General features: G+C 72.7%; 18 protein-coding genes. 13 read left to right on the top strand and 5 right to left on the bottom strand.

Annotation, left to right across the window (positions count from 1 at the left end):
• Positions 1 to 103: 103 nt before the first annotated feature.
• From M2302_RS03420 to M2302_RS03385, 8 genes are all read left to right on the top strand, one after another.
• Entirely contained in the window at positions 104 to 715 is a 612-nt protein-coding gene (locus tag M2302_RS03420; protein WP_280836486.1) for an IS607 family transposase, read from the top strand.
• Positions 712 to 2133 carry a transposase gene (locus M2302_RS03415; RefSeq protein ID WP_280836485.1) on the top strand — a complete coding sequence of 474 codons (1422 nt, stop codon included), beginning with the start codon at positions 712 to 714 and terminating at the stop codon, positions 2131 to 2133. The genes M2302_RS03420 and M2302_RS03415 overlap by 4 nt, the downstream gene beginning before the upstream one ends.
• A gap of 18 nt (positions 2134 to 2151) precedes the next feature.
• A complete protein-coding gene (locus M2302_RS03410; RefSeq protein WP_280836484.1) occupies positions 2152 to 3081 on the top strand; it encodes a bifunctional riboflavin kinase/FAD synthetase in 930 nt (309 codons plus the stop codon).
• A 193-nt stretch (positions 3082 to 3274) separates the two neighbouring features.
• Positions 3275 to 3544, top strand: coding sequence for a 30S ribosomal protein S15 (gene rpsO / locus M2302_RS03405; protein ID WP_088963411.1), 270 nt, complete (start codon positions 3275 to 3277; stop codon positions 3542 to 3544).
• A 221-nt stretch (positions 3545 to 3765) separates the two neighbouring features.
• Complete coding sequence (locus M2302_RS03400; RefSeq protein ID WP_280836547.1) at positions 3766 to 6171, top strand: polyribonucleotide nucleotidyltransferase; 2406 nt, start codon at positions 3766 to 3768, stop codon at positions 6169 to 6171.
• A gap of 96 nt (positions 6172 to 6267) precedes the next feature.
• Positions 6268 to 7635, top strand: a complete 1368-nt coding sequence (locus tag M2302_RS03395; protein ID WP_280836483.1) for a pitrilysin family protein — start codon at positions 6268 to 6270, stop codon at positions 7633 to 7635.
• Between the two features lie 121 nt (positions 7636 to 7756).
• Positions 7757 to 8530, top strand: a complete 774-nt coding sequence (dapB, locus tag M2302_RS03390; RefSeq protein WP_179803649.1) for a 4-hydroxy-tetrahydrodipicolinate reductase — start codon at positions 7757 to 7759, stop codon at positions 8528 to 8530.
• A gap of 109 nt (positions 8531 to 8639) precedes the next feature.
• Positions 8640 to 9110: a GNAT family N-acetyltransferase gene (locus M2302_RS03385; RefSeq protein WP_280836482.1), complete on the top strand. Its 471-nt coding sequence runs from the start codon at positions 8640 to 8642 to the stop codon at positions 9108 to 9110.
• Positions 9111 to 9164: 54 nt separating this feature from the next.
• Here M2302_RS03385 and M2302_RS03380 read toward each other — a convergent pair whose 3' ends face one another.
• Entirely contained in the window at positions 9165 to 11270 is a 2106-nt protein-coding gene (locus M2302_RS03380; RefSeq protein ID WP_280836481.1) for a glycogen debranching N-terminal domain-containing protein, read from the bottom strand.
• 156 nt (positions 11271 to 11426) lie between these two features.
• On the opposite strand from M2302_RS03380, the gene M2302_RS03375 reads away from it, so the two are divergent.
• The 4 genes from M2302_RS03375 to M2302_RS03360 are packed head-to-tail and all read left to right on the top strand — an operon-like array spanning position 11427 to position 15793.
• Positions 11427 to 12440 carry a substrate-binding domain-containing protein gene (locus M2302_RS03375; protein ID WP_280836480.1) on the top strand — a complete coding sequence of 338 codons (1014 nt, stop codon included), beginning with the start codon at positions 11427 to 11429 and terminating at the stop codon, positions 12438 to 12440.
• A gap of 25 nt (positions 12441 to 12465) precedes the next feature.
• Complete coding sequence (locus M2302_RS03370) at positions 12466 to 13716, top strand: extracellular solute-binding protein (protein ID WP_280836479.1); 1251 nt, start codon at positions 12466 to 12468, stop codon at positions 13714 to 13716.
• A 56-nt stretch (positions 13717 to 13772) separates the two neighbouring features.
• On the top strand, positions 13773 to 14903 hold the full coding sequence (locus M2302_RS03365) for a sugar ABC transporter permease (RefSeq protein WP_280836478.1): 1131 nt from the start codon (positions 13773 to 13775) through the stop codon (positions 14901 to 14903).
• A complete protein-coding gene (locus tag M2302_RS03360) occupies positions 14900 to 15793 on the top strand; it encodes a carbohydrate ABC transporter permease (protein ID WP_280836476.1) in 894 nt (297 codons plus the stop codon). Before M2302_RS03365 ends, M2302_RS03360 begins: the two co-directional genes overlap by 4 nt.
• 46 nt (positions 15794 to 15839) lie before the next feature.
• Here the strand turns inward: M2302_RS03360 and M2302_RS03355 are convergent, their stop codons facing one another.
• From M2302_RS03355 to M2302_RS03345, 3 genes are all read right to left on the bottom strand, one after another.
• Entirely contained in the window at positions 15840 to 16220 is a 381-nt protein-coding gene (locus M2302_RS03355; RefSeq protein WP_280836475.1) for a VOC family protein, read from the bottom strand.
• Between the two features lie 157 nt (positions 16221 to 16377).
• A complete protein-coding gene (locus M2302_RS03350) occupies positions 16378 to 17382 on the bottom strand; it encodes a sigma-70 family RNA polymerase sigma factor (protein WP_280836474.1) in 1005 nt (334 codons plus the stop codon).
• A 59-nt stretch (positions 17383 to 17441) separates the two neighbouring features.
• Positions 17442 to 18023: a GNAT family N-acetyltransferase gene (locus M2302_RS03345; RefSeq protein WP_280836473.1), complete on the bottom strand. Its 582-nt coding sequence runs from the start codon at positions 18021 to 18023 to the stop codon at positions 17442 to 17444.
• 35 nt (positions 18024 to 18058) lie between these two features.
• Here M2302_RS03345 and M2302_RS03340 point away from each other — a divergent pair, with 35 nt between their 5' ends.
• Positions 18059 to 19372, top strand: coding sequence for a glycosyltransferase 87 family protein (locus M2302_RS03340; protein WP_280836546.1), 1314 nt, complete (start codon positions 18059 to 18061; stop codon positions 19370 to 19372).
• On the opposite strand, the gene M2302_RS03335 is transcribed toward M2302_RS03340, so the two are convergent.
• The gene (locus tag M2302_RS03335) at positions 19271 to 19822 is read right to left on the bottom strand and encodes a GNAT family N-acetyltransferase (RefSeq protein WP_280836472.1); all 552 of its coding nucleotides are present in this window, start codon (positions 19820 to 19822) and stop codon (positions 19271 to 19273) included. The genes M2302_RS03340 and M2302_RS03335 overlap by 102 nt on opposite strands.
• Between the last annotated feature and the right edge of the window lie 56 nt (positions 19823 to 19878).

The raw sequence follows: 19878 nt of genomic DNA, 5'->3' as shown, positions 1-19878 counted from the left end.
GCGGGTGCGCCGGCCAGCGGTGGTCGGGCCGAGCGGCGGGAATGCAGGGGAGGGGCCGACTAGTGCGTGACTTCCTGTCTAGAGTTGTGTATAGCTAGCTGATATGGGCAGGCTGTATCGGATTGGTGAGTTCGCGGAGCGTATCGGGCGGTCCGTGAGCACTGTCCGCCGCTGGGAGTCCGAGGGGCGCCTGGTGGCCAAGCGCAGCCCGTCTGGGCAGCGGTACTTCGACGACAGCGACGTTCGGAAAGTCCTGCGACCTGGCGTTGTTGAACATGCCCGGCGGATCGTCGTCTATTGCCGGGTGTCGTCACCGGGTCAGAAGAACGACCTCGCTTCGCAGGTCGCGGCCATGGAGCAGTTCTGCCTTGCCCGTGGATTGGCGGTGGATGAGTGGGTGTCGGAGATCGGCGGCGGCATGAACCTGCGTCGCGAGAAGCTCGTCGCGCTGATGGACGCGGTGGACCGCGGTGAAATCGGCACGATCGTGGTGGCGCACTGGGACCGGCTGGCCAGGTTCGGGTTCGACTTCCTGGAGCATGTCGCGAACCGCAACGGCTGCGAGATCGTCGTGGCGAACCAGGAGTCGCTGTCGCCGCGGCAGGAGCTTGTTGAGGATCTACTGGCGATTGTGGGCACGTTCTCGTGCCGCGTTGACGGCCTGCACCGCTACGAGAAGACCCTCAGGGACGAGTTGTCGGGCGGTGGCCGGTGAAGGTTACCCGGATCGCTTACTCGGCTCGCCTCAATCCGGGCAAGTATGTCGCTCTGTTGGAGCAGGCGCGGCGTCTTGGTCGGGTCAGGTCCGAGGTGTGGCAGCGGTTCGGCTCCGTCGCCGGGGCGGGGCTGCGGGACCGGCAGGTCCGCGATCAGTGGCTGGCCGACGGTGACGCACGGCGGTTCGGGGTGCCGGCGAACGCGTGGAAGGAAACCCTCCGCGATGCGATGGCCGACATCGCCGCGAACCGGGAGGCCGCGAAGGTCCAGGTCCGTCGTGCGGTCGCCCGACGCACTGCCGATCCGGTCGACCGGAAGCGGTTGTTCAGCCTGTTGAAGGCCGACCGGTGGGCCGAGGACCCCTACCTGTCCCGACTGATGCGCAGGCACTGGCGGCGGGGCAAGAACCACACCCGTGATCAGATCGTCGTCCGCGCCGACAAAGTCCGTACCCATACCCTTGCCGACGGTAGGAAGGTGTGGCTTGCCGTCCCCGGCCTTGAACCGCGTAAGCCGATCATGGTGCCGCTGTCCACGACCATCGCCCCGTCGGGAACGCTGCGGCTGATCCTGCGTGGCGGCCGGGTCGAGGCCCACTACCAGGTCGACGCCGCGGACCTGCCGTCGTCGCAGCGGCCGTGCGGTGACCGGGAGATCGGTGTCGACAAGGGCTATACCGAAGCGCTGACCGATTCCGACGGCGACCGCCACGGCATCAACCTCGGCGCGCTCCTGACCGCCGAGTCGGACCGACTTAAGGAGCGCAACCGGCGTCGAGCGAAACTTCGCTCGATCGCGAACAACGCCGCCCTACGCGCCGACCACGCCAAAGCCGCCCGGATCAAGGCGAACAACCTCGGCAACCGCAAGCGGGACCGGCAGGCCGCCCGGCACCGTGCCCAGATCCGGACGGAGATCTTCACCGCCGTCCACGCCGTGCTCGACAAGGCCAAGGCCGTCGTGGCTGAAGATCTCACCACAACCTTCGCCGGGCGCAGGAAGCTCGGTAAGAACATGAACCGGCGCCTCGCCGCGTGGACGAAAGGTGTCACCGCCGAGGCGCTGCGGAACGTGTCGGAGCGCAGAGGTTCTGCGCTCGTGCTGGTCAATGCCGCCTACACGTCACAAGCCTGTCCCCGGTGCGGTGGCCTCGGCCGCCGTGACGGGGATCGGCTTCACTGCACCCGGTGCGGGGTCGTGTGGCAGGCGGACCATGCCGCCGCGATCAACGTCCTGCGCAGACACGGTGACCCCGACATCACCCTCCACACCACCCACAAACGGGTGAAGGAAATCTTGCAGGCGCGGACCGATCGCCACCGGATCAGACTGCCGATCCAGGACTCCAGCCGGGCTATCAACGGCGGAGAGCGAACCATCCGACCACACTCACCCCTGCACACGGGTGAGCAATGAAAAGGAAGCAGGAGCGGTATGCAGCGGTGGCGGGGGTACGACGCGGCGCCCGGTGGCTGGGGGCGTTCGGTCGTCACCATCGGCGTCTTCGACGGCGTGCACAAGGGGCACCAGGCGACCATCGGACACGCCGTTGCCCGGGCCCGGGAGTTGGGCCTGAAGTCGGTGGTGGTCACCTTCGACCCGCACCCGGCGGAGGTGGTCCGCCCGGGCTCGCACCCCGCCGTGCTCACCGAGCCGGCCCGCAAGGCGGAACTGATCGAGGCCCTCGGCGTCGACGTGCTCTGCGTGGTGCCGTTCACCCCGGAGTTCTCCCGGCTGCCGGCGGAGGCGTTCGTGCACGACGTCCTGGTCGAGCACCTGCACGCCGCGCTGGTGGTGGTGGGGGACAACTTCCGGTTCGGGCACCGGGCGGCCGGCGACGTGGCGCTGCTGACCCGGCTCGGCCGCACCTTCGGCTTCGGGGTGGAGGGCGCGCCGCTGGTGGCCGAGGCGGGCACCGTCTTCTCCTCGACGTACATCCGTTCCTGCGTCGACGCGGGCGACGTGGCCGCGGCGGCCGCCGCGCTGGGCCGCCCGCACCGGCTGGAGGGGGTGGTGGTCCGGGGCGACCAGCGCGGACGTGAGCTGGGTTACCCCACCGCCAACCTGCTCCGCCACCGGTACGCGGCGGTCCCCGCCGACGGGGTGTACGCCGCCCGGCTGGTGCGTCGGGGGCAGCGGGAGCCCCTGGCGGCGGCGGTGTCGATCGGCACCAACCCGACCTTCTCCGGCCGGGAGCGGCGGGTGGAGGCGTACGCGCTGGACTTCTCCGGCGACCTGTACGGCGAGCGGCTGGCCCTGGACTTCGTCGCGCACCTGCGGGAGCAGCGCCGGTACGACGGCATCGAGCCCCTCGTGGCGCAGATCGCCGAGGACGTCGAGCGGACCCGCCGGGCGGTCGGCTGAGCGCGCCGTGGGCGGCTTTGCCGACCTTGACCGGATGGGACCGGGCCGGACTGGTAGTCTGGCGGGGACGTCGGCTGACCGACGTGGGGCCTCGCGTGCCTGCACGACGCCGCGGGTGCGAGGTACCGGTCCGTTCCGGTCTCCTGACCGGTTCGACGGACACCAGTGATCAACCCACCGAAACAGGGAGAACATGGCGCTCGACCAGGAAGCCAAGGCCACGATCCGCGCGGAGTACGCGACCGCCGAGGGCGACACCGGTTCGCCGGAGGTGCAGGTCGCGGTCCTCACCAAGCGGATCGCCGAGCTGACCGAGCACCTGAAGGTGCACAAGCACGACCACCACAGCCGCCGCGGGCTGCTGCTGCTGGTCGGCCGGCGCCGTCGGCTGCTCAACTACGTCCAGAAGAAGGACATCAACCGCTACCGGTCGCTCATCGAGCGACTCGGTCTGCGCCGGTGACGTGACGGGGGAGTGGCCTGAGGCCGCTCCCCCGTTCCGGTACCACTGAAGAACAGGGCCGCGCGACCACCCGAGAGGGAGCCGGTCAGCGTACCGGTCTCCGGTAGTGGCCTCCGGGCATCCCGGCATCACGCCGGTCACCCGGGCGCTTCGATCGAAGACCGGCCGTCTGAGCAGCTCCCGTGTCGTGGGCCCCCGACGCGAAGGAGCACGACAGCACCATGACCGAGACCAACCTCGGCACCGAATCCCGTACCGCCGTGATCGACAACGGGTCCTTCGGCACCCGTGAGATCACCTTCTCCACCGGCCGGCTGGCCCGTCAGGCCGCCGGTTCGGTCGTCGCCCAGCTGGGCGAGACCGTGGTCCTCTCCGCCACCACGGCCGGCAAGCAGCCGAAGGAGCAGTTCGACTTCTTCCCGCTGACCGTCGACGTCGAGGAGCGGATGTACGCCGCGGGCCGGATCCCCGGCTCGTTCTTCCGCCGCGAGGGACGCCCCAGCGAGGACGCGATCCTCACCTGCCGGCTGATCGACCGGCCGCTGCGCCCGTCGTTCGTCAAGGGCCTGCGCAACGAGGTCCAGGTCGTCGAGACCGTCCTCGCGCTCGACCCGCAGCACCCGTACGACGTCGTGGCGATCAACGCCGCCTCGATGTCGACCAAGCTCTCCGGCCTGCCGTTCTCCGGCCCGATCGGGGCCACCCGGATGGCGCACGTCGACGGCCAGTGGGTCGCCTTCCCGACCATCGACGAGCTGGCCCGGGCCACCTTCGACATGGTGGTGGCCGGCCGCGCGCTGCCCGACGGCGACGTCGCGATCATGATGGTCGAGGCGGAGGCCACCGAGCACACCGTGGCGCTGGTCGCCGGCGGTGCCCCGGCCCCGACCGAGGAGGTCGTGGCCAGCGGCCTGGAGGCCGCCAAGCCGGCCATCCGCGAGCTGTGCCGGGCGCAGAGCGAGCTGGCCGAGGTGGCCGCCAAGCCGGTCGCCGAGTTCCCGGTCTTCCTGGACTACCAGGACGACGTGTACGCGGCGGTGGCCGAGGTGGCCCGCGCCGATGTGGCCGAGGCGCTCACCATCGCCGGCAAGGCCGCCCGCGAGGAGGCCCTGGACCGGGTCAAGGCCCGGGTCGCCGAGGAGCTCGGTGGTCGCTTCGAGGGCCGGGAGAAGGAGCTCAGCGCCGCCTTCCGGTCGCTGACCAAGTCCGAGGTCCGCAACCGGGTGCTGCGCGAGCAGATCCGCATCGACGGCCGCGGCCCGCGCGACATCCGCCCGCTGACCGCCGAGGTCGGCGTGCTGCCCCGGGTGCACGGCTCGGCGCTGTTCGAGCGGGGTGAGACCCAGATCCTGGGCGTCACCACGCTGAACATGCTGCGCATGGAGCAGTCGCTGGACACCCTCTCCCCGGAGAAGTCCAAGCGCTACATGCACAACTACAACTTCCCGCCGTACTCGACCGGTGAGACCGGCCGGGTCGGTTCGCCGAAGCGGCGCGAGATCGGCCACGGCGCGCTCGCCGAGCGGGCGCTGATCCCGGTGCTGCCGGCGCGCGAGGAGTTCCCGTACGCCATCCGGCAGGTCTCCGAGGCGCTCGGCTCCAACGGCTCCACCTCGATGGGTTCGGTCTGCGCTTCGACGCTGGGCCTGCTGTCGGCCGGTGTGCCGCTGAAGGCGCCGGTCGCCGGCATCGCCATGGGCCTCATCTCCGACGAGGTCGAGGGCAAGATCCGGTACGTGACGCTGACCGACATCCTCGGCGCCGAGGACGCGTTCGGTGACATGGACTTCAAGGTCGCCGGCACCCGGGACTTCGTCACCGCGCTGCAGCTCGACACCAAGCTCGACGGCATCCCGTCGGACGTGCTGGCCGCCGCGCTCCAGCAGGCGCACGAGGCCCGGCAGACGATCCTCGACGTGATGCAGGCGGCGATCGAGGCTCCGGCCGAGATGTCGGACTACGCGCCGCGGGTCACCACGGTCAAGATCCCGGTCGACAAGATCGGCATGGTGATCGGCCCGAAGGGCCAGACCATCAACGCCATCCAGGACGAGACCGGCGCCGAGATCTCCATCGAGGACGACGGCACGATCTACGTCGGCGCGACCAACGGCCCGTCGGCCCAGGCCGCGGTGGACCGGATCAACGGCATCGCCAACCCGACCCTGCCGAAGGTCGGGGAGCGGTTCCTCGGCACGGTGGTCAAGACGGCCGCGTTCGGCGCGTTCGTCTCGCTGCTGCCGGGCCGCGACGGCCTGCTGCACATCTCCAAGGTGGGCGACGGCAAGCGGGTCGAGAAGGTCGAGGACTTCCTCAACGTCGGCGACAAGGTCGAGGTCGAGATCGCGGACATCGACGCCCGCGGCAAGATCTACCTGGACAAGGTCCGCCCGGAGGGCGCCGAGGCGCCGGCCGCCGGCGAGGCCGCCGGTGGCGAGCGTCCGGCCGGCCGGGGCGGCGACCGCGGCGGTGACCGTGGCCCGCGCGACCGCGGCGACCGGGGCGGCGACCGGGGCGGTCGTGCCCCGGAGCGCGGCGACCGGCCCCAGGGCGGCGGCGAGGGCGGCGAGGGCGGCGAGGGCGGCGAGGGCGGCGAACGCCCGCGTCGCCGGACCCGGCACAGCTGACCCACCGCGCCACAGCACCACCCACCCCTCGTCAACTGAGAGCAGGTTTCCGTGAGTCGGGCCCAGCGTTCGTCTTTTCCTGCGGCTCGACGGGGGGTGGGGCCGTCCGGAGCCGTCCGGCACGCCACCGGGACGCAATCCGGTCGCGCCGGGTCGGGCCGGGCGGTCACCCGCACGCTGAGTGACGACCCGTTGGGCGGCACGGTACGCCGTACCGTGCTGCCCAGCGGGTTGCGCGTGCTCACCGAGGCGATCCCGGCGATGCGCAGCGTCTCGTTCGGCATCTGGGTGGCGGTCGGCTCGCGGGACGAGACCGGCCCGCAGGCCGGCGCGGCGCACTTCCTGGAGCACCTGCTCTTCAAGGGCACCCACAAGCGCGGCGCGCTGGAGATCTCCTCGGAGATCGAGGCGGTGGGCGGCGAGACCAACGCCTTCACCACCAAGGAATACACCTGCTACTACGCCCGGGTGCTGGACGAGGACCTGCCGCTGGCGATCGACGTCATGTGCGACCTGGTGGCCGACTCGGTGATCGAGGCGGCCGACGTGGAGACCGAGCGCGGCGTCATCCTCGAAGAGATCGCCATGCACGACGACGAGCCCGGCGACGAGGTGCACGACCTCTTCGCCCGCGCCGTCTACGGCGACCACCCCCTGGGCCGGCTGATCTCCGGCACCGAGGAAACGGTCACCCCGATGACCCGGCGGCAGATCCACAGCTTCTACCGGCGCCGGTACACCGCGCCGCAAATCGTCATCGCCGCCGCCGGCAACCTGGACCACGCCGCCGTGGTCAAGCTGGTCCGCCAGGCGCTGCGCGGCACCCCGCTGGACACCGACCCGGCGACCCCGGCTCCGCACCGGCCGGCCACCCCGGCGGTACGCACCAGGCCGGCCGCCACCCTGGTGGAGCCGAAGGAGTCCGAGCAGGCGCACGTCATCCTCGGCTGCCCCGGCATCGACCGCCTCGACGAGCGGCGCTTCGCCCTCGGCGTGCTCAACAACGTCCTCGGCGGTGGCATGTCCAGCCGGCTGTTCCAGGAGATCCGCGAGCAGCGGGGCCTGGCCTACTCGGTCTACTCGTACGCCAGCCAGTACGCCGACAGCGGCCTCTTCGCCGTCTACGCCGGCTGCGCGCCGGGCAAGGTGGACGAGGTGCTGGCGCTGACCCGCGCCGAGCTGGCCCGGGTGGCCGCCGAGGGGATCAGCGAGGCCGAGCTGGCCCGGGGCAAGGGCATGAGCAAGGGATCGTTCGTGCTGGGCCTGGAGGACACCGGCTCGCGGATGAGCCGGCTGGCCAAGGGGGAGCTGCTCTACGGCGACCTGATGCCGGTGGACGAGCTGCTCACCCGGGTCGACGCGGTCACCCTGGCGGACGTGAACGCGCTCGCCGCCGAGCTGCTGAGCCGGCCGATGTCCCTGGCCGTGGTCGGCCCGTTCGGCGAGCACGACTTCTCCGCCTGACCCGCCTGGCCGGCGGTGCCGGCGTGCGCGCCGAGTCCGCCGCGCGTGGATCACCGTCGTCCCGTGGGACGTGGGTGGTCCCGGCGGGTGGCCGCGTCCCGATTGGGATAGGTTGTGCCGCGTGACTGACGAGCAGGAGAAGGGCCTGGACGAGCCGATCCGGGTCGGCGTGCTGGGTGCCCGGGGCCGGATGGGCGTCGAGGTGTGCAAGGCGGTCGACGCGGCCTCCGACATGGACCTGGTGGCGATGGTCGACCAGGGCGACTGGCTGTTCAACGCCTCCGACGCGGGCGCCGAGGTGGTCGTCGACTTCACCACCCCCGACGTCGTCATGGACAACCTGCACTGGTGCATCGACCAGGGCATCAGCGCGGTGGTCGGCACCACCGGCTTCACCGAGCAGCGGATCGAGCGGGTGCGCGGTTGGCTGGAGCGCAAGCCGGGCGTCGGCGTGGTGATCGCCCCGAACTTCGGCATCGGCGCGGTGCTGATGATGCAGTTCGCCGCGCGGGCCGCCCGGCACTTCGAGTCCGTCGAGATCATCGAGCAGCACCACCCGCGCAAGCTCGACGCCCCCAGCGGCACCGCCACCCACACCGCCCGCCGGATCGCCCAGGCGCGCGCCGACGCCGGTCTCGGCCCGTCGCCGGACGCCACCTCCGACGAGGTGCCGGGTGCGCGCGGCGCCGACATCGACGGGGTACGCGTGCACGCCGTGCGGGCCACCGGGCTGGTCGCCCACCAGGAGGTGCTCTTCGGCACCACCGGTGAGACGCTGACCATCCGGCACGACTCGTACGACCGGGCCTCGTTCATGCCCGGCGTGCTGCTGGCCGTCCGCGCGGTGCGTACCCGCCCGGGCCTGACCATCGGCCTGGACTCGCTGCTCGACTGAGCGTCCTCCCGGCCGGCCCGGGCCGCGGGCCGGGTGAGCACGACCGGCCGGTGCGGCACGGGGCGAAACGGCTCGTCACCGGGTCCGGCCGGGACCTAGGCTGACCGTCATGATCGATTCAGGGCTGCGCGACCGGGCCGGACGTCGCATCACGCTGCGGCCGGTCGACGACCACAACTGGCGGGATGTCGCCGACGTGGCGCCCCGCGACGACCAGCGCGCCTGGGTACCCGCCCTGGCCGCCCGTTACCTGGTGCTGACCATGCGCTCCGACGTGTGGACCTCGCTGGCCGTCTACGCCGACGAGACGGTGGTCGGACACGCCATGTGGGGGGTGGACGACGACGGCTCCCGCTGGATCGGCGGCATGGTGATCGCCGCCGGCGAACAGGACCGGGGCGTCGGGCGGGCCACCGTCCGCACCCTGGCCGACTGGCTCGCCGCGCAGGACGGCGGCAGCGTGGTCCGCCTCTCGTACCACCCCGACAACGCCCCGGCGGCCCGCCTCTACACCTCCCTCGGCTTCGCCCCGACCGGTGCCGTGGAGGACGACGAACTGGTCGCCGAGCTCACCTCCTGACCCGGTCGGCCACGAGGTCGGCGGCGCGCGCCGCCGACCTCAGGACCGGTCCGGTCACGCCTGGACGGCGGAGTCGGGCGCGTGGCGGGGGGACGGGACGGTGGGGGTCAGGGTGAGGGTCGGCGGGAGGTTGGCGAGGGTGGCCTGGCCGGTGGCGTCGACGTGGACGTCGACGCGGGCGCCGGCGACGCGCAGGCCCTGAACGGAGAGGGCGCCCAGCTCCGGGCCGGCCAGGGGGCGGAGGGCGACCCGACCGTTCGGCACGTCCGGGTGCAGCCCGGTCGCGGCGTGCAGCAGCAGCACCGCGGCCGCCGCCGACCAGGCCTGCGGGCGGCAGGCCGCCGGGTAGGGGACCGGCCGGCCGAGCAGCGTACGGTCGTCGCCGCCGTAGAGCTCGGGCAGCCGGTGGTCGAACCCCTCCGCCGCACCGAGCAGCCCCTCCGCCAGGCCCAGCGCGGCCTCCCGGAAACCGGCCCGGGCCAGCCCGGCGAGCACGATCGCGGTGTCGTGCGCCCAGATCGACCCGCAGTGGTACGACAGCGGGCTGAACCCGGCGTCGCCGGTGGACATGGTGCGCAGCCCGAACCCGCCGGCCAGCGTGTCGCCGGTGAGCAGGCGGGCGACCTGCGCCTCCTCCTCGCCGGAGAGCAGGCCGGTGCCGAGCAGGTGGCCGATGTTGCTGGTCAGCGAGTCGACGGGGCGCTTGTCCCGGTCCAGCGCCAGCGCCGGGTGCGGGCCGTGCGGGCCGTCCACCCAGAAGGCGGCGCGGAACCGGGTGGCGAGTGCGTCGGCGTACCCGCGCCAGCGGTCGGCGCCCGGGCGCCCGAACGCGTCGAGCAGGTCCGCCCCGCCGACGGCCGCCTGGTACGCGTACCCCTGCACCTCGGCCAGCACGATCGGCGGCGTGGCGAGCCGGCCGTCGCGGAACCGGACGGCGTCCCCGGAGTCCTTCCAGCCCTGGTTGGTCAGGCCGTGCCCGGTGGTGTCGACGTACTCGACCAGACCGTCGCCGTCGGCGTCGGCGTGCCCGTCGAGCCAGCCGAGCGCCGCCTCCAGGTGGGGCAGCAGCGGCTCGATCTGGTCGGCGGGCAGTCCCCAGCGCCAGGCGTCGTGCAGCAGCGCGACCCAGAGCATGGTGGCGTCGACCGTCCCGTAGTAGGCCGGCGGCAGCCGCAGCCCCTCGCCGACCATGGCGAACTCGTGCCGGCGCAGCTCGTGCAGGATCTTGCCGGGCGCCTCACCGGTGGCCGGGTCGAGCCGGGCGCCCTGCCGGCGGGCGAGCACGCGCAGTGTCCCGGCGGCCAGTTCGGTGCCGAGCGGCAGCATCATCCGCGCCGCCCAGAGACTGTCCCGGCCGAACAGGGTGAGGAACCAGGGCACCCCGGCGCCGAGGAAGACGTCGGCGGGCGCGGCGGGTTCGGCCAGGCGCAGCCCGCGCAGGTCGTCCAGGGACCGGTCGAGCAGGCGGACCAGCCGCCGGTCGTCGGCCCGGACCACCGGCCGGGACCAGTTCGGCTCCCCGGTCGGAGCGGTCACCACGGCCCGGGGGTCGTCGACCCGCAGCCGCCAGCGCAGCGCCGCGGTCCCGCCGGGGCCGAGGTCGACCGGCCAGGACAACCGGGGCGCGGTGGCCCGGCCGGTGTCCACCCGGGCGCCCTCGCCGGTGACGGTCACCGTGATGCCGTCGGCGGCCCAGCGCACCCCACCCGGCTGCCCGGTCCGGGCCTCGATCGGCGTGGCCGCGCCGCCGGACTTGACGACCTCGATCGGGGCCAGGTCGCAGCCGAGGTCGACGCTGACCGTGGCCCGTACCGGCACGGCGGCCGTCGAGACGACGCGGATCTCCTCGTCGACGCCGTGCGGGCCGGCCCGGCGAGCCCGTTCCACCCGCACGGTGGGGTCCGCGCCGGGGTCGCCGAGCCAGCGGGCGAGGCCGACGAAGCGCGCGCCGTGCGGGCCGTCGGGGCCGTGGGCCAGCGCCTCCGGTTCCCGGTCGTCGATCCGCAGCTCCGCCCGGGACAGCACCCGGGCGTCGGCGTGGAAGACCCCCTGGACGCCGGCCGGGCGGATCTGCCCGGCCCGGTCGCCCAGCGCGCTGGTCGGGGCGAGGACCACCCCGACCAGCTCGTGCAGCAGGGGTTGCAGCTGGCGTTCGGTCACGGTTGCGGCTCCAGGTCCTGAGGGGGTGGACGAACTCTTGACAAGCCGTCCGGGGCGGTGCAAAGTGCGAAACATTCCAGAAACTTGAACGATCTAATCCTGCCGTATCCGAATTGGATCGTTCAAGACGGCGAGAGGCATGAAGTGTCTGAAAAAGTGACCATCGCGACGGTGGCTCGGCACGCGCAGGTCAGCCGGCAGACGGTGTCCAATGTGCTCAACTCGCCGCACGTCGTGCGGGAGGAGACCCGCCGGCGCGTGCAGGAGGCCATCGACAGCCTCGGTTACCGGGCCAGCCAGGCCGCCCGGCAGATGCGTACCGGCCGGTCCCGGCTGATCGCCGTCCGGATCGAGCCCACCCGCGACGGGATCAACGGCTCGGTGCTCGACCGCTTCCTGCACGGCCTCACCGAGACCGCCGAGGCGGCCGGCTACCGCGCGATGCTCTACACCGCCGCCGACGCTGCCGCCGAGATCGCCACCTTCGACGACCTGCTCAGCGCGTACGACCTGGACGGGTTCGTGCTCACCGGCACCGACCACGGCGACCCGCGTACCGCCTGGCTCGCCGAGCGGGGCGTGCCGTTCGTGACGTTCGGCCGGCCCTGGGACGACCCTGACGCCCACCCCTGGGTGGACGTGGACGGCGCCGCCGGAACGGCCCAGGCCACCGGCCACCTGCTCGCCGCCGGTCACCGCCGGATCGGCTTCATCGGCTGGCCCGCCGGCTCCGGCGTCGGCGACGACCGCCGCGCGGGCTGGCGGGAGGCCCTGCGGGCGGTGGGCGTGGACCCGACCGGGCTGGACCGGGAGGCGGTGGACGGCATCGCCGAGGGCGAGCGGCTGGCCGCCGACCTGCTCGCCGCCGCGTCGCCGCCGACCGCCCTGGTCTGCGCTAGCGACTCGCTCGCCCTGGGCGCCCTCCAGGCCGCCCGCGCCGCCGCGCCGGCCACCGGAACGGCCGCCCACACCGGCGCGCCGGCCGTGCCGGTGATCGGCTTCGACGACACCCCGGTCGCCGCGGCGGTCGGCCTGACCAGCGTCAGCCAACCCCTGGGCGACGCCGCCGCCCGCTGCGTCGACCTGCTCACCGCGGTCCTCGACGGGCCCCCGCGGACCCCTGCCCCCGTGCTGCTCCAGCCCTCGCTGGTGCTGCGGCACACCGCCTGACACCGTCCCCCACCCAGGAGAACCGATGGCACCTCGAACCCTCACCCGCGCGGCGATGGCCGGCCTCGCCGCCGTCGCGCTCCTCGGCTCCGCCGCCTGCGGCAGCGGCTTCGACGACGACGAGTCCGGCACCGCGCAATCCAGCGGGCCGGCCAACCTCCAGATCCTGATCGGCTCCTCCGGCGACGCGGAGACCAAGGCGGTGCAGGACGCCGCCGCGAAGTGGGCCTCGTCGTCGGGCAACCAGGCCACCGTCACCCCGGCCCAGGACCTCACCCAGCAGCTCGGCCAGGCCCTGGCCGGCGGCACCCCGCCGGACGTCTTCTACGTCGACGCGGCGCGGTTCGCCGACTACGCCAGCGTCGGCGCCCTGGAGCCGTACGGCGACAAGATCAGCAACAGGGACGACTTCTACGAGAGCCTGCGCACCACGTTCACCTACGACGGCAAGCTGTACTGCGCGCCGAAGGACTTCTCGACCCTCGCCCTCCAGATCAACACCGACCTGTGGACGAAGGCCGGCCTGACCGACGCCGACGTCCCGACCAACTGGGACCAGCTCACCACCACCGCCCGCAAGATCAAGGCGAAGGGGCAGGTGCCGCTGGCCCTCGGCGACACCCGGGACCGGATGGGCGCCTTCCTGGTGCAGAACGGCGGCTGGCTGCTCAGCGAGGACGGCAAGCAGCCCACCGCGGACACGGCGGAGAACCTGGCCGCCCTCACGTACGTGAAGTCGCTGGTCACCGAGGGCCTGGCCCGCTTCCCGAAGCAGCTCGACGCGGGCTGGTCCGGTGAGGCGTTCGGCAAGGGCAAGGCCGTGATGACGATCGAGGGCAACTGGATCAAGGGCGCCCTCAAGAACGACTTCCCGAACGTCAAGTACAAGGTTGTCGAGCTGCCGGCCGGCCCGAAGGGCAAGGGCACGCTCTCCTTCACCCAGTGCTGGGGAATCGCGGCGAAGTCGAAGCACAAGGAGCAGGCGATCAAGTTCGTCGAGGCGATGACCGCGGGCGAGCAGCAGATGGCCTTCGCGACGGCGTTCGGCGTGATGCCGTCCCGCCAGTCCGTCCGCGACCAGTACACCAGCGCCTTCCCGGCGGACAAGCCGTTCATCGACGGCGCCGCGTACGGCCAGGGCCCGGTGAACGCGCCCAAGATGGACAGCGTCCTGCGGGACCTGGAGGCCAGCCTGCAGGGGCTGGCCAACGGCGACCCGAAGACCATCCTGGCGAACTTCGACAAGAACGCCAAGGCGGCGCTCGGCGGCAGCTGACGGGCCCGGGGGCGCCACCGCACGGTGGCGCCCCACGGCGAGTCGAAGGAGGGTGGATGGCAACCGAAGCACTCGCCGCGCCGGCCACCGCGACCGGCGGCCCGGAGCGCCGACGCGGCCGGGGCGTCCGCGGTGACGAGAACCTGGCCGGCTGGCTTTTCGTCGCCCCGGTCATCGTGATCCTCGGCCTGTTCCTGCTGCTGCCGATCCTGATGGCGCTCTGGGTCAGCCTCACCGACTGGAACGGTCAGGGCAGCCCATTCACGTCGAAGGTGCCGTTCGTCGGCACCGACAACTACACCCGGCTGTTCACCGAGGACGGGCTGGCCCGCCGGGACTTCATGACCAGCATCCGCAACAACGGCTACTACGTCGCGATCGTGGTGCCCGCGCAGACCGCGCTCGCCCTCGGGCTCGCGCTGGTCGTCAACAACCGGATGCTCAGGGGCAAGGCGTTCTTCCGCAGCGCCTTCTACTTCCCGTCGGTGACCAGCTCGGTGGCGATCAGCGTGGTCTTCCTGTTCCTGTTCGCCAACTCCGGCGCGGTCAACGCGCTGCTGCGCCTCTTCGGCGTCGACGGGCCGCAGTGGTTCGCCGACTCTCGCGGCGTGCTGCACCTGCTGCTCGGGGCCGTCGGGGTGGACAGCGCACCGGCCGCGCTGGCCGGCGGCGGCCCGTTCGGGCTGAGCTGGTGGGAATGGCTGTCCGGGCCGAGCGTCGCGATGATGTCGATCATCACGCTGGTGGTGTGGACCACCTCCGGCACGTTCATGCTGATGTTCCTGGCCGCGCTGCAGAGCGTCCCGGTGGCGCTGGACGAGGCCAGCACGCTGGACGGCGCGAGCCGCTGGCAACGGTTCCGGTACGTCACCCTGCCGATGATCAAGCCGACCATGTTCCTGGTGCTCACTCTCGGCCTGATCGGCTCCTGGCAGGTCTTCGACCAGGTGTACGTGATGAGCCAGGGCGACCCGGCCAAGACCACCCTCACCCCGGCCTACCTGTCGTACCGGACCGCGTTCCGGGACTTCGACTACGGCTCCGGCGCGGCCATCTCGTTCGTGCTGTTCCTGATCATCATCGTGCTCACCCTGGTGCAGCGCCGGGTGATGGCCGACCGGGACGCCGACCGGCCGCGGCGGGCCCGGTGGTGGCGTCGGCGCGTACCGGAAGGGTCGCCGTCATGACCGCACTCACCGACCGCCCGCCGGTCGCGGCGTCGCCCGCCGGGCGCGGCGTCCGCAGCCGCCGCACCCTGACCAGCCGGATCCTCGGGTACGCCACCCTGATCCTCTTCGGGCTGGTCTTCCTCTACCCGTTCGTCATCCAGCTCGGCAACTCGTTCAAGACCGAGCCGGACGCGGCGGCCAACCCGCTCTCGCCGATCCCGGACCCGCTGACCGTCGCCGGCTTCGAGCGGATCTTCGCCGGCACCAACTTTCCGCTCTGGCTCGGCAACTCGTTGCTGGTCACCGTCCTGGTCACCCTGGGCCGGGTCTTCTTCGACTCGCTCGCCGGGTACGCGCTGGCCCGGCTGCGGTTCCGGGGACGGTCCGGGCTGTTCGCCGCGGTCATCGCGGTGATGGCGGTGCCCGGCGTGGTGCTGCTCATCCCGAAGTTCCTGGTGCTCAACCAGCTCGGCATCTACAACAGCTACGCCGGGCTGGTGGTGCCGCTGCTCGCCGACGCGGCCGGCGTGTTCATCATGAAGCAGTTCTTCGAGTCGATCCCGGTCAGCATGGAGGAGGCGGCCCGCATCGACGGGGCCGGCGTCTTCCGCACCTACTGGTCGGTGGTGCTGCCGATGGCCAGGCCGGCGCTGATCACCCTCACCATCCTGTCCTTCCAGGGGTCCTGGAACGAGTTCCCGCACAGCCTGGTCTCGGTGCAGGACCCGGACCTGTTCACCCTGCCACGCGGCCTGGCCGACCTGGTCAGCGGCTCGCTCGGCAAGGGCACCCAGTATCCGTTGAAGCTCGGGGCGGCGCTGCTGGCCACCATCCCGGTCGCGGTCCTCTTCGTGATCTTCCAGCGGTACTTCGTGCGGGGCGCCAACGAGGGCGCCGAGAAGGGCTGACCACGGGTGGCGGTTCCCGGCCGACGCCGGGAACCGCCACACCGGGTCAGTCCTGCGCGAGCACCGACAGGATGTTGCCGGCCGGGTCGGTGAACCAGGCGATCGTCGGCCCTTTGCCGCGCAGCACGCCCTTCTCGTCCTGGCGCATCCCCTCGTAGCGGGCGAAGCGCACGCCCCGCGCGGTCAGTTCGTCCACCGCCCGGTCGACGTCCGGCACCGGGAAGTTCAGCACGGTGTGCCGGGCCGGCTCGTGGTCCGCCTTCGGATACACGAGCACCGGCCGGTCTCCGGCGATGTGCAGGGTCAGCAGGCCGCCCATCTTGTCGTCGCGCGACACCCGCAGGCCGAGGGTGTCGGCGTAGAACTGCTGGGCGCGTCCGATGTCGTCCACCGAGAACGAACTGAACGCCAAGGTGTCCGTGAACATGCTGGTCTCCGTTCCTGCGTGGCCGGCGGCATGACCGTCGCCGGATGGCTGCCGTCCCGGTCATGGTCCTCCGCCGACGGGGCGCTGTCCTGGGATGGACTCCGGCGCCGGCCGGAACTCATCGGTTCGGACCCGGGCCCCGTCGGCGCCGTACCGCTCAGGGCAGCCGGTCGGGCAGGCCGAACAGCGGGAAGAGCCGCGGCTGGAGGAAATGGGTGAGCCGGGTGATCCGGCCGCCGGAGGACTCCACCAGCTGGATCGAGAACGCGCGGTGGCCGCCGGCCGGGTCGGGCCGGAACTGCGCGAGGGCCGGGCCGCCGTTGGCGGCGACCGGCAGCAGCCGGGAACCCCGGCAACCGGCACCCGGCCCGGCCAGCCACCGGCCGATGTCGGCCGCCCCCCGCAGCCACACCGGATACGGCGGCATGGCGTGCACCGCGTCCTCGCGCAGCAGCGCCACCAGGGCGTCGATGTCGTACCGCTCGAAGACCTGGACGTAGCGGTCGAGCAGCTCCCGGTGCTCCCGGTCCAGCGCGGGGGCCGGCGCGCCCGCCTCCCGGTCGGCCAGCGCGGCCCGGGCCCGCTGCACCGCGCTGGTCACCGCCGCGACGGTGGTGTCGAGCAGTTCGGCGACCTCGCCGGCGCGCCAGCGCAGCACGTCCCGCAGGATCAGCACCGCGCGCTGCCGCGGCGGCAGGTGCTGCAACGCGGCGACGAAGGCCAGCCGGACCGACTCGCGGGTCACCGCCAGCTCGGCCGGGTCCTCGGGAAGGACGGCGGCGTCCGGCGCCGGCTCCAGCCACTCCCGGCCCGAGCCGGGCGTGCCGAGCGATGCCGCCACCGGGGCGCCCGGCTCGCCGAGGTCCATCGGCAGGGCTCGCCGGCCCTGGCCCCGCAGCAGGTCCAGGCAGACGTTGGTGGCGATCCGGTAGAGCCAGGTGCGCAGGCTGGACCGCCCGTCGAAGCGGTCGAGGCCGCGCCAGGCGCGCAGCATCGTCTCCTGCACCGCGTCCTCGGCGTCGAAGACTGAACCGAGCATCCGGTAGGCGTAGCCGGTCAGCTCGACGCGGAACCCCTCCAGGCCGGCGGGGTCGGCCGCCGGGCGCGCGCCGGGGGCGGCCCGGTTCGGGCCCGCGTCGGGTCCCGCCGTCGGTGCGGTCATCCGGCCACCGTAGGCGAGGCCCCCGACACCGGTGGCCGACGGCGCGCGCCGGCCGCCGCTCAGTCGGTGGCGACCGGCTCGGCCGGGACCGCGACGTGCAGCCGGACCTGGGGAACGAGCATGTCGTCGACGTCCAGCGCTCGCGCTGCGCCGTCCGGCTCCCAGCCGGTGGAGGTGAGGAACTTCCGGGTCGCCTCGTCGCCGTCGAACGCCCAGGCCACCGCCCGGTCGAAGCCGTCGGTGCGCCACAGGTCCACGGTGGCCGCGAGCAGCCGGCTGCCGTGCCCGCGCCGGCCCCAGCGGGGCTCGACCAGCAGGTCCGTCACCGCGGCCATGCCCTCGGCCAGCGCCTCGGCCGGCTCACCCGGGGCGAGCGCCTCGGCGTCCGCCGGGCCGGAGGCGGCGAACCCCACCAGATAGGATTGCTCGGCCTGTTCGACGGCGACCAGCACGCGGTGCGCGCCGGAGGGCGGCTCCTGCACCGCCGCGCTCCACCGCCGGGCGAGCCATGCCTCGTCCAGGTTGTCGAGCACGTGCCGGGGCAGGATCCGGCGATAGGCGACCCGCCAGGTCGCGAGCTGGATGCGTGCGATCTCGCCGGCGTCCTCGGGACGCGCCGGGCGGACGTACCCCATGGCCATGGTTCGGAAGCCTACGCAGGGCGGGAGTGACGATGGTGGCGCAGGGTGCCAGGCGGACGGCCGCGCAGGTCGCCGGGGTGGTCGCGCTCGCCGTCGCGGTGACGGCCTTCCTCTCCGTGGCGGCCGTCCGGCACGGCTTCTTCGACCTCAAGGTCTACTACGGCGCGCTCACCTTCTGGGTGCACGACCACGGCGAGATCTACGACTACCTCAAGCCCGGCACCCAGTACGGCTTCACCTACCCGCCGTTCGCCGCGCTGGTGATGCTCCCGATGGCGTACCTGCCGTGGCCGGCGGCGATCACCGTCAGCGTGGCCGCCAGCGTGGTGGTCAGCGCGGTGCTCATCTGGTGGCTGCTGGACCCGGTCTCCCGCCGGGCCGGCTGGTCCCGCTGGTTCACCCTGGCCGTCGCACTCTGCCTGGCCGCCGCGTACGAGCCGATGCGCGAGACGATCAACTTCGGCCAGGTCAACATGCTGCTGCTCTTCCTGGTCGGACTGGACCTGCTGCGGCTGCTGCCGGCCGGCAACCGGTGGGCCGGGGTGGGGATCGGGCTGGCCACCGCGATCAAGCTGACCCCGGGCGTCTTCATCGTCTACCTGCTGATCACCCAGCGCTGGCGGGCCGCGTTCACCTCGATGGCCGCCGCGGTGGTGGCGACCCTGCTCGCCGCCGGGCTCTTCCCGGACGCCTCGCGGGAGTTCTGGACCTCGTCGCTGTGGAACACCAGCCGGGTGGGGGAGCTGGCGTTCGTCTCCAACCAGTCGTTGCGCGGGGTGGTGGCCCGGCTGGACCCCGATCACCCGAGCACCCTGGCCTGGCTGCTGCTGGTCCTGGCCGCCCTCGGGATCTGGGCCTGGCGGTCCCGGGCGGCGGTGGCCGTCGGCGACGAGGCCACCGGGCTGGCGCTGACCGGCGCGCTGATGTGCCTGGTCAGCCCGGTCACCTGGGTGCATCACCTGGTCTGGCTGATCCCCGCGCTGATCCTGCTGGTCGACAACGCGATGGCCGCGCCCGCGCACGGTCCGCGGCGGCGCGCCCTGCTGGCCTTCGCGGTCATCGCGTACGGGCTGCTGATCAGCCGGATCGTCTGGGCCTGGGAGAAGGACTTCACCGGCCTGGACGGCTTCCTGGGCAGCAACACCTACGTCTGGATCAGCCTGGCGCTGCTGATGCTGCTGCCGATCCGGCGCTGGGCCGTCCCGGCCACCGCCGGTCCGGCCGCCGGGCGTCCGGAACCCGCCGGGTCAGCCGTCGAGCCGGCCGGCGTACCGCAGCTCGTCGAGCCGGACCGGGGGACGCCCACCGGCGAGCGGCACCGGGTAGGTGGACCGCTCCCCGTCGGCTGACAACCCGGCCCGCTCGTAGAAGCGGCGGGCCCGGGTGTTCTCGGCCAGCACCCAGAGCCGGTACTCCCGCCAGCCCCGGCCCGCCAGGCCGTCGCGGGCCGCGGCCAGCAGCGCCCGCGCGGTGCCGTCACCCCAGTGCGCCGGCTCCACGTACGTCGCCAGCACCTCGCCGTACGCCGGGTCCAGGTCGCCCCGGTCCTGGTCGTTGCGGTACGGCCCGAAGGTGACGAACCCGGCGGACACCCCGTCGACCTCGGCGAGCAGCGTGGTGAACGGGTGCTCCGGGTCGGCGGTGCCCAGGTCCCGACGCCGTTGCGCCCAGGCCACCGGGTTGAGTCGGCGCAACACCTCGTCGGGCATGATCCCGGCGTAGCCGGCCTGCCAGCCGTGGATGTGCACCCGGGCGATCGCCTCGGCGTCCTCGGGCTCTTCGCGGCGGATGGTGAGCATGTGTCCGTTCTATTCCTCGCCGGGCGTCCGGTCCAGCGTCCGCTCCGGCGTCGTAC

This window comes from Micromonospora sp. A200, assembly GCF_029893845.1.
Lineage (GTDB): Bacteria > Actinomycetota > Actinomycetes > Mycobacteriales > Micromonosporaceae > Micromonospora > Micromonospora purpureochromogenes.
This window is presented reverse-complemented; position numbering and strand designations above follow the sequence as displayed.